Below are 11007 nucleotides of genomic sequence, written 5' to 3'. Positions count from 1 at the left end.
AACAAAATTCTAAACAAGACGACTCGAATCAGAATCAACAACACTCTAAACAAAACGACTCCGATCAGAATCAGCAACACTCTAAACAAAACGACCCGGATCAGAATCAACAACAACACTCTAAGCAAAACGGCTCGGATCAGAATCAACAACAAAATTCTAAACAAGACGACTCGAATCAGAATCAACAACACTCTAAACAAAACGACTCCGATCAGAATCAGCAACAACACTCTAAGCAAAACGACTCGGATCAGAATCAGCAACAAAATTCTAAACAAGACAACTCGGCCCAAGATCAACAGCAAAGCTCTAAGCAAGATAACTCATCTCAAGATAAACAGCAAAACTCTGGAAATAATAGTATTTATGATTTTACGAAACCAGAAAAAGACCGTATTCATTCTCTACAAGATTTAATAGCAAAGCTTAAACAGTCTAGTGATTTTGTTAATTATCACACATCTGATGATGAAACGATGCCTTATTGGATTTCTTACTATCGTCCTTCACTTGATGGAGAGAAATTACAGAAATATTTAATGCCTATTCTGTTAGAACGACCTTGTACTTCATTAGAAGAGCTAAAAGAACATATTCCGATGAGTGGTATTACAATTACGAACGACTTACAAAAAATTGAGGACATGGTTTTAAAGGGACATGCAATTATTCAATTGAATCAGCAAGATCAAAAGTGTATGCTTGCAAACATTGCAATTGATACTTACCGGGCACCAAGCCCTCCATTAAATGAATCAACAGTTATCGGTCCACAAGAAGGCTTTGTAGAAGCTATTGATACGAATATTAATTTAGTACGAAAACGCCTTCCTGTTTTAGATTTACAAACAAAAGAAATGATTGTCGGCGAATTTTCCAAAACGAAAGTTGTCATGATGTATTTAGACAACCTCGCCGAAAAAGATAATGTAGATTTTCTCGAGGAGTCATTACGTGCTCTTGAATATGATCAAATTAATGATAGTGCTTATATACAAGAACTAATGGGTGAAAAGTCGATTTTCCCTCTCTATATCAATACAGAACGTACTGATAGAGTGACAAAAGCACTCATTGATGGGAAAATTGCTATTTTTGTGGATGGTTCTCCAAGTGTTTTACTAACACCTGTATCCTATTTCGATTTTTTCATTTCACCAGAAGACTATAACGTCTCTTGGTTATACGCTACATTTTCACGCATTTTACGCCTTATCGCTGTTCTATTTTCAATCTGTGCTACACCTTTATATGTTGCAGTTTTAAATTATCATTATGAACTCATTCCGAGTGATTTACTTGAAACTTTGATTTTATCAAGGGCGCAAGTACCGTTCCCACCTTTAATTGAAGCACTCTTTTTAGAACTCGCAATCGATTTATTAAGAGAGGCTGGCGCGAGGTTACCGATGAAAGTTGGTCAAACACTCGGTATTGTAGGCGGTATCGTAATCGGACAAGCATCTGTACAAGCTGGTTTAACGAGTAACATTTTATTAATTATCGTTGCCTTATCAGCACTTGCTTCCTTTATTACACCTATTTATAAAATGGGTAATGCAGTTCGATTACTACGTTTTCCGTTTCTAGCATTCGCAGAAATAGGAGGGCTCTTCGGGATTTCTCTTGGATTTATCTTTTTATTTACTCATCTATTCAGGCTTACTTCCTTACGTAAACCGTACGCTTTGTTTTATCCGACAAGACAACAATCCGTTAAGGATTCTTGGATTCGTTTTCCTTTAACAATGATTGATACAAGAGATGTACAAGCAAGACCACAACATGTAAAAAAAGCAGCAAAAGGAATTTCAACAAAACATAGATCAGACTTCGATGAGTAAGAAATGAGGTGCATTGATGAGTAAAGTTCAAGAAAAATATCAAATATCTCCTATCTTTGTTTTCTTCTTAATTCACAGTGCACAGTTTGGTGCTGGTGTTCTCGGGTTCGCTCGAATTATTGCAAAAGCTGCTGGATACGACGGCTGGATGGGGGTTCTCCTCACAGGAATCATTATTCATATTATCATCTGGATGATGTATTATTCATTAAAAACTGTAGAAGGAAACTTAATTGATTTACATAAACAACTTTTTGGAAAATGGATCGGAAATGGTATTAATATCATTTTTATGGCTTATTTTTTCATTGTAAGCATTTCTGTTGTTAGAACATATGTCGAAATTATTCAAGTGTGGATGTTTCCTAGTGCATCCACCTGGATGCTCACATTCTTTTTATGTTTAATAAGTTATTACATTATTTCATCAGGTTTTCGCGTTATTGCAGGAATTTGTGTTATTTCTGTTGGTGGGACATTAGGTTATCTTTTTCTAAGCCTTTTCATTTTAAAATTCTCACATTGGGATAACTTACTTCCAATATTTTCACATTCTTTTACCGATATTTTGAAAGCAGCTCAACTATCTATTTATAGCATGACAGGATTTGAAATTTTCCTGATGATTTATCCATTTGTTAAAGAGCCAGAGAAATCCCATAAATTCGCACAATACGGGGCATTATTTTCCAATATTCTATATTTGTTTAGTACCATTCTCGCTTTTACATTCTTTAGCGAAAAACAACTACTCAAAACAATCTGGTCTCAACTGTCCATGACACAAGTTATTAAGCTTCCTTTTATTGAGCGACTTGAGTATATTGCTATTTCTGGTTATGCTCTCGTTATTATTACCAGCTTTATCCTACCTTTATGGGCCGCAACTAGAGGAACGCATGAAATCTTTCGTGTGAAGCAACGAGGTATTTTAATCGCATTTATGCTTATCACCTTAGTTGTTTCACAACTTCTAACGAACAGGCATGATATTAATGATTTTATTAGCAATGTATCTAAAGTTAGTTTTTGGCTTATCTATGTATACATCCCAATTCTATTTATTATTGTGTGGGTGAAAAAACAATGGAAAAAATCAAAAGAAAATTAATACTTCTTATTTGCATCAGTGTCTTCAGTCTAACTGGTTGTTTACAAAAAAATATTATTGATGATGTTCAGCTCATTCAAGGAACTGCCTTCGATACAGCAAAAGATAATAAAGTAAAAGTTACATTCGTTTGCCCTGTACAAAAAAAGGGAAATAAAGTTCAAGTCTATGAAGGAACAGGAAACGCAGTAAAACAAGTAAAGGCAGATACATCTTTAGAATCTTCGCAACCGTTCGCAAGCGGTCAAATGCGTGTTGCCTTATTCACAACAAAGATTGCTAAAAAAGGATTATCAACTTCCTTTGATACATTGATTCGAGATGTGAATATTGGTAACTCACTGTATGTTGGACTATTAGAAGGCAGTGGTACTGAACTATTTAAAGGAAAATATAGTACCTCTTACAATGTTGCGATTTATATAAAAAAAATGTTAGAACATAATATGGACACTGGGCCTTTGCCAACTGACAATTTGTATTTAGGCGCCTTCAGGTACTACCGTGAAGGACAGGATTCCTATATGCCTATCCTAAAAAAACATGGAGATAAAATAAAGATTACTGGTATCGGTCTCTTGAAAAAGGATAAGTTAGTCGGCACAATTAAGTACCACGATATGTTTGTTTTCAAAGGACTGCTAGAAAAGCACCGCCTAGATTCACATGAATTTAAAACCAATCCTGGCTATGCAATGATTAATAACATCCGTTCCGTTCCTACCTACGAAGTAACTATAAAAAATGGAAAACCGTCTTTCTATATTCATGTGAAAATGGAAGCTCGTATTCAAGAATTATCTCGAAAATTCAACTTAGAAAATAAAAAGAACACGCAAAAAATAGCGAAAGCGGTTGAGAAACAGTTAGATGCAAAAGCTACAAAACTAATTAAACAGTTTAAATCCTTAAATGTTGACCCTCTTGGACTTGGAGCAAAATATAGACAACATTATCGTCCATTTAAATTAGAAGAGTGGCGAAAAATGTACAAAGATGTGCCAATTAAAGTAAAATACACCGTTAATATTACAAATTCTGGTGTAATCGAATGAGAAATGATTGAACTCCTCTCTCCAGCATGATACAACGGATAGAGGAGTTTTTATTTTAGATAGAGAGAGAAGATATTTACGGGGGAGCTTATGTCTAAAAAATTAGTAAAGCCTATTTTAAATGGTATTTTATTTCTCGGCGTCTTTTTATTTGCTCATACATACTTAAAAAATGTTTCCTTCACACGTTATTTACTTGTCGTTATTCCAATGTTGCTCGTTGGTATGTTTGGCATCGATCTTATTTTATCCATTTTAATAAAAGAAGAAAAATAACGAGCAAGGCCGTCCCAAAAGTATTCCGGGATGGCTTTCTTTTATAATGGGTTATGTTTTGTCGTTTAGTCGATATAATCTTTCCCTATCTTAACTAAAAGATGAAACTTTTGAACAGTCCTTTTTCATTTCATAATCACCTTATGTTACAATGAGATTCGGCACAAAGCGAGAAAGGATGAAACCACATGATAAACGAAAAAGGTTTAGATAAAGGATACGAACTTGTTGCAAAAATGCATGAAGAGTTCGGACATCCTGTGACAAATACTCCAACAAAACTAACAGAAGAGCGTGCAAAAATCCGTGCAAGTTTTATGCAAGAAGAGCTAGAAGAATTTCTAGAAGCGACGACTGTTGAAGATCAATATGATGCACTAATTGACCTTATTTACTTTGCATTCGGAACGTTTGCCGAAATGGGCGTACGTCCTGATAAAGGATTCGAAATTGTAAATAACGCAAACATGGCAAAACTATTCCCTGATGGAAAACCTCGATTCCGTGAAGGTGACGGCAAAATTCTAAAACCAGAAGGCTGGCAAGCACCAGAACCACAACTTCGTGCTGAAATCGAACGTCAGCGCAAAGAAACTGAAAAAAACTGCTAGGATTTCCTAGCAGTTTTTTATTATGTCTTTTTTCCTGCGATTCATTAATGACCCACGTGTCCCGCGTGTCCTGCTGCTCCACTAATGCTAGCTGCTCCTGCCGCTGCTCCTGCTGCTCCCGTTCCAATTCCACCTGCCCAAGGAGAAGATTGTTGCTGTTGTTGATATTGCTGATATTGTGGGTGTTGTTGACCCTGCTGGCCATGTTGACCGTGTTGGCCTTGGTGACCGTGTTGACCTTGATGACCGTGCTGACCTTGATGACCGTGTTGGCCTTGGTGACCGTGTTGACCTTGATGACCGTGCTGACCGTGGTGATGTACTTGTTGTTGATGACCATGGTGACCGTGATGATCATGATGACCGTGCTGACCGTGGTGACCTTGATGACCTTGATGACCTTGATGACCTTGATGACCTTGATGACCTTGATGACCTTGATGACCTTGATGACCTTGATGACCTTGATGACCGTGCTGGCCTTGGTGCGTTTGATAAAGAACAGCTTGCGGATGAATGTGGTGGTGACCGTGGTGATGTACTTGTTGTTGATGACCATGGTGACCGTGTTGGCCTTGATGATGATGGTGTCCATGATGACCGTGTTGACCTTGGTGATGATGGTGTCCATGATGACCGTGTTGACCTTGGTGATGATGGTGTCCATGATGACCGTGTTGACCTTGGTGATGATGGTGTCCATGATGGCCATGTTGGCCTTGGTGATGATGGTGTCCATGATGACCGTGTTGACCTTGATGGTGGTGATGTCCATGATGACCGTGAACAACTTGCGGATACCCACCTATTCCTCCAGCTACAACACCTACTCCCGGTACCGGAAATCCGGTCTGCACTCCTCCAACGAAAGAAGGAAATGTAGTTGGTGCTCCTACTGGAAATCCTGTCTGTACGCCAGCTACTGATGTCGGAAATCCTCCTGTTACTGTAGGCATTCCAGCCCCTGATGTCGAAAATCCCCCCATTGATGTAGGCATTCCAGTTTGCATGCCAGCTACCGATGTTGGGAATTCTCCTGCTGCTCCACCCATCCAGCTCGGAATTCCACCGTATCCTTGTTGGCCAGCCCCTCCCATCCAGCTCGGAATTCCACCGTACCCTTGTTGGCCAGCTCCTCCCATTAACATCATTTGTGTATAACTGTCCGATTCGCCTCCGAAGAAACCATGTGGTGCATTATTGTCCATCCCTTTCATTCCTTTCACCTCTTCTACTCAATTTAGCCTACCTTTTTTATCATATTTCCTATAGAAAAATAGGTGTTTGTCTGTATGGGAATTCCGCTCCTTTTTCTTCTTTCACGCTAAAATTAATTAACTGAATATTTTTTCGGGAGGTATTTCCATTGAAAAACGTAACAAAGGCTTCTATCAATGACTTAGATGCAATCTTACATATAGATATTGATGTAATCGGAGATGATAGTAGACGAGATTATATTAAACATACTATCAATGAGGGCAGATGCATCATTGTAAAAGAGAACAATTCTATCTCTGGTTTTCTAACATACGATACAAATTTCTTTGATTGTACTTTCCTCTCATTAATCATCGTTTCGCCAGCGAAAAGAAGGCACGGCTATGCAAGCTCGTTAATCTCATATATGTTAAGTCATTCTCCTACTCAAAAAATCTTTTCTTCGACAAACGAATCAAACGATAGTATGCAGAAAGTTTTTAGTACGAATGGATTTGTACGTAGTGGAATAGTTGAAAATTTAGATGAAGGAGATCCTGAAATTATTTTCTACACAAAAAAGCTCAGAGCATAGATGCTCTGAGCTTTTTTAAAAATACATTAGTTTGCAACAACGTTAACAAGTTTTCCAGGAACAACAATTACTTTACGAACTGTTTTTCCTTCGATTTGGTCTTGAATTGCTTCAAGTGCAAGTTGTTCCATTTCTTCTTTTGATGCGTCTTTACTCATTGTTAGTTTCGCGCGAACTTTGCCCATAATTTGAACAACGATTTCAACTTCATCTTCTACAAGTTTAGACTCATCAAATGTTGGCCAGCTTGCATATGTGATTGTTTCATTGTATCCAAGTTTGCTCCATAGTTCTTCCCCGATGTGAGGTGCAACTGGTGCAATCATTTTTACGAAACCTTCTACATATTCTTTCGGAAGTGTTTCAGCTTTATATGCATCGTTGATGAATACCATCATTTGAGAAATCGCTGTGTTGAAGCGAAGCTCTGCATAGTCTTCTGTTACTTTCCTCACTGTTTGGTGGTAAGCTTTTTCAAGCTCTTTATTTGGTGCATCAGTAATTTTCTCACTTAATTCACCATTATCTTGAATGAATAGACGCCATACGCGATCTAGGAAACGACGAGCTCCGTCAAGACCATTTTCAGACCAAGCAATCGAAGCATCTAATGGTCCCATGAACATTTCGTATAGACGAAGTGTATCTGCACCATGGCTTGCTACGATATCATCAGGGTTTACAACGTTACCTTTTGATTTACTCATTTTCTCGTTGTTTTCACCTAGAATCATACCTTGGTTGAATAATTGTTGGAACGGCTCTTTCGTTGGAACTACACCGATATCATATAATACTTTATGCCAGAAACGAGCATATAGTAAGTGAAGTACAGCGTGCTCTGCTCCGCCGATATAAATATCAACTGGAAGCCATTGTTTTACTTTTTCAGGATCTACAAGTGCTTCGCTATTGTTTGGATCGATGTAACGTAGGTAATACCAGCAGCTACCAGCCCATTGTGGCATTGTATTCGTTTCACGACGACCTTTTTTACCAGTTTCAGGATCAACAACGTTTACCCACTCTTCAATGTTAGCAAGTGGTGATTCACCTGTACCTGAAGGACGGATGTTTTCTGTTTTCGGAAGAACTAATGGTAATTCTTCTTCTTTCACAGCTGTCATTGTGCCATCTTCCCAGTGGATTACTGGAATTGGCTCACCCCAGTAACGTTGACGGCTGAATAACCAGTCACGTAGACGGTACGTTACTTTTTGATTTCCTGCGCTCGTTACTTCAAGCCATTCAATCATTTTTACGATTGCTTCTTCTTTATTTAAACCATCAAGGAATGCTGAGTTTACGTGTGCACCATCACCTGTGTATGCTTCTTTCGTAATGTCTCCGCCTTTTACAACTTCCTTCATTGGAAGATTGAATACTGATGCGAATTCATAATCACGCTCATCGTGAGCTGGAACTGCCATTACAGCACCTGTTCCGTAAGTTGCAAGAACGTAATCAGCGATCCAGATTGGTAATTTCTCACCGTTTACTGGGTTAACTGCGTAAGCACCAGTGAATACACCAGTTTTCTCTTTCGCAAGTTCTGTACGCTCTAAATCGCTCTTCATTTTAACAGAGTTAATGTAAGCTTCTACAGCTTCTTTTTGCTCTGCTGTTGTAATGTCTGCAACAAGCGCATGCTCTGGAGCAAGTACACAGTAGCTCGCACCAAATAGTGTATCAGGACGCGTTGTGAAAACTGTGAATTTCTCGTCTGTACCATCGATGTTGAAGTGTACTTCTGCACCTTCAGAACGACCGATCCAGTTACGTTGCATATCTTTTAAGCTTTCTGGCCAATCAAGCTCATCTAGATCTTCTAATAGACGATCTCCGTAAGCTGTAATTTTTAACATCCACTGTCTCATCGGACGACGCTCAACTGGATGTCCACCGCGCTCACTCTTACCGTCAATGATTTCTTCATTTGCAAGTACTGTACCAAGTGCTGGGCACCAGTTTACAGGTACTTCATCAACGTAAGCTAAGCCTTTTTCAAATAGTTTTAGGAAGATCCATTGTGTCCACTTGTAGTAGTTTGGATCTGTTGTATTTACTTCACGATCCCAATCGTAAGAGAAACCTAATGCTTTAATTTGATTACGGAACGTATTAATATTAAGCTCTGTAAATTCTGCCGGGCTGTTTCCAGTATCAAGTGCATATTGCTCTGCTGGAAGACCGAATGCATCCCATCCCATTGGATGAAGAACGTTATATCCTTGCATACGCTTCATACGAGATAAAATATCTGTCGCTGTATAACCTTCTGGGTGTCCTACGTGTAGGCCTGCACCTGATGGATATGGGAACATATCTAGTGCATAAAATTTTGGTTTTTCTGTCTCATCTGGCGTACGGAATGTTTTATTCTCTTCCCAGTACCCTTGCCACTTCTTCTCAATATTTTGATGATTAAAGCTCATGAGATACCCTCCTTGAAATTCTATTTATTTTCACCGCCCAAAATACAAAAAACCTCTCATCCCTAGAAAGGGACGAGAGGTTATAGATTCCCGCGGTACCACCCTAAATTAATGTACAAATATACATTCGCTTAGATCCGTAACGTGGATTAACGGCAATTGCTACTATTAGTTTCACAACTGCAACTCAAAGGCGAGTTCATAACGAAACGTGGATTGACTTGCACCGACCGTCAACTCTCTAAACCAGCTTCTATTACTACTACTCCTTCTCACTGTTATTACAAATATAAGTTAATGTGAACTACCCATCACTTCGTATCTCTAAAGAGCTTACTTGAAGCTAAGGCTTCTCGGTTAATCGTTACTCTTCATAACTAACGAATTAGTCTTAGGACAGCCGAGCTATCTCCCTTGTTCCAAAGGTTGTTTTATTTAAATATATTCTAAAACATGTTACATGTTCCGTCAAACTAAACTGCAATTTTTTCTTCAACTGTTTCTTCTACTTTTACTCGTTTATCATACATACTCGTTGCAATAATCGCTACTACAAGCATTACCATGATTGCTATAAACAATACTTCCATATTGTATAAATCAACAATTGCTCCGCCAACGACCGGTCCGAACATTTTCCCTACAGTCGCTGCGCTATTTACAACGCCTTGATAAAATCCTAACTTATCTTTTGGCGCAAGTATATTTGCAATGGTCGGAACTGCTGGCCATACAAATAACTCACCAATTGTTAATGTTACCATCGCAACGAGGAACATCGTAAATTGCTGCGCTTGACTTAATACAATGAATGACGCCGCAAAAATGACGATTCCAATCATAATTTGTTGTTTTAAAGAACGCTTCATCCAGCGAATTAGCATACTAACTAGTGGCTGCGCACAAACAATCATCGCTCCGTTTATCGTCCATAATAAACTATAATGGCGGAGGCTAATATTTAATTCCTGCATATGTGTTGCAATTGCCCCTTGCCACTGTACATATGTAACCCAGCATAAAGCATATGCTACACATACGATAAGAAGTGCTTTGAATCCAGGTGTAAGTGTCCAGCCTTTTTTCGTTTCGACTTCTTTTTGCACTCCTGGCTCTTTCTTGTCTTCCATACCACGGAATCCAATAAAAGCAATTAAGAAGAAAACAAAGTATAAAATAAAATTAGCTAAGAAAATATAATCAAAACGGTAAGATGCAACTAAACCACCGCACGCTGTTCCGATCGCAATACCAACGTTTTGTCCAACATACATCGCATTAAATGCTCGTCTTCCGCCCTCTGGCCAAACCGTACCGACCATCGCATACATCGATGGGAAGACCATTCCAGAACCAAAGCCGATTAATGCTAGCCACACAACATATAACGGCCAACCGTGGAAGAACACAAGACCTAAAATCGATACGAGTGTAATAATAATCCCTAATAAAATTGATTTATAACCGCCCCATTTATCAAATAAAACACCGCCGAGCAAGTTTCCGATTACACCAGTAAGCGAGTTGATCATTAATACCATTCCGGCCACAGATAAAGATTTCCCTAGGTGATCATGCAAATAAATTGTATTAAAAGGCCATAAAAAAGAAGCACCCGTGACATTAATAATCATCCCAGCTACTAATAGCCATACTTTCCTTGGCATAGTCTCCCCTCCTATTCTATTTTTTCGTTCATCTATAACAGTAAAATTGTAGTCGTTTTTAAATAGGAAGGCAACTGATTAATAGTTGATGAAATTCAGATAATGGTTTTTCGGTAAATGAAATTATATAAATTGTCACTTAAAAATATATCAGTGATTTTGGGAATCTATCGACTTACCGAAAAAAAACGACATCAACAACAATATATA

The 11007-nt window shown here is 38.4% G+C and carries 9 protein-coding genes and 1 other annotated feature; of the genes, 6 read left to right on the top strand and 3 right to left on the bottom strand.

Going from position 1 to position 11007, the window contains the following annotated elements; translation table 11 throughout:
* The 5 genes from ABH961_RS24550 to ABH961_RS24530 all read left to right on the top strand — a co-directional run.
* A partial coding sequence (locus ABH961_RS24550; RefSeq protein ID WP_404520190.1) for a spore germination protein occupies positions 1-1847 on the top strand: 1847 nt, incomplete at its 5' end.
* Positions 1848-1863: 16 nt separating this feature from the next.
* Positions 1864-2958: a spore germination protein gene (locus ABH961_RS24545; RefSeq protein WP_141520099.1), complete on the top strand. Its 1095-nt coding sequence runs from the start codon at positions 1864-1866 to the stop codon at positions 2956-2958.
* Positions 2934-4013, top strand: a complete 1080-nt coding sequence (locus tag ABH961_RS24540) for a Ger(x)C family spore germination protein (protein WP_088047661.1) — start codon at positions 2934-2936, stop codon at positions 4011-4013. Before ABH961_RS24545 ends, ABH961_RS24540 begins: the two co-directional genes overlap by 25 nt.
* Positions 4014-4103: 90 nt before the next feature.
* The gene (locus ABH961_RS24535) at positions 4104-4289 is read left to right on the top strand and encodes a hypothetical protein (RefSeq protein ID WP_000038782.1); all 186 of its coding nucleotides are present in this window, start codon (positions 4104-4106) and stop codon (positions 4287-4289) included.
* A 188-nt stretch (positions 4290-4477) separates the two neighbouring features.
* Complete coding sequence (locus ABH961_RS24530) at positions 4478-4900, top strand: pyrophosphohydrolase domain-containing protein (RefSeq protein ID WP_098080576.1); 423 nt, start codon at positions 4478-4480, stop codon at positions 4898-4900.
* A gap of 44 nt (positions 4901-4944) precedes the next feature.
* On the opposite strand, the gene ABH961_RS24525 is transcribed toward ABH961_RS24530, so the two are convergent.
* Entirely contained in the window at positions 4945-6117 is a 1173-nt protein-coding gene (locus ABH961_RS24525) for a hypothetical protein (protein ID WP_404520187.1), read from the bottom strand.
* Positions 6118-6266: 149 nt separating this feature from the next.
* On the opposite strand from ABH961_RS24525, the gene ABH961_RS24520 reads away from it, so the two are divergent.
* On the top strand, positions 6267-6695 hold the full coding sequence (locus tag ABH961_RS24520; protein ID WP_064474519.1) for a GNAT family N-acetyltransferase: 429 nt from the start codon (positions 6267-6269) through the stop codon (positions 6693-6695).
* Between the two features lie 26 nt (positions 6696-6721).
* On the opposite strand, the gene leuS is transcribed toward ABH961_RS24520, so the two are convergent.
* A complete protein-coding gene (gene leuS / locus ABH961_RS24515) occupies positions 6722-9130 on the bottom strand; it encodes a leucine--tRNA ligase (protein ID WP_404520185.1) in 2409 nt (802 codons plus the stop codon).
* Positions 9131-9195: 65 nt separating this feature from the next.
* Positions 9196-9415 (bottom strand) — a binding site (T-box leader).
* Between the two features lie 188 nt (positions 9416-9603).
* Positions 9604-10797, bottom strand: a complete 1194-nt coding sequence (locus tag ABH961_RS24510) for an MDR family MFS transporter (RefSeq protein WP_064474517.1) — start codon at positions 10795-10797, stop codon at positions 9604-9606.
* Positions 10798-11007: the final 210 nt, after the last annotated feature.

It is taken from the genome of Bacillus sp. RC251 (assembly GCF_044908765.1).
GTDB lineage: Bacteria > Bacillota > Bacilli > Bacillales > Bacillaceae_G > Bacillus_A > Bacillus_A wiedmannii.
Note: the sequence above shows the minus strand (reverse complement) of the source record. Positions and strands in the feature narration are given on the sequence as shown.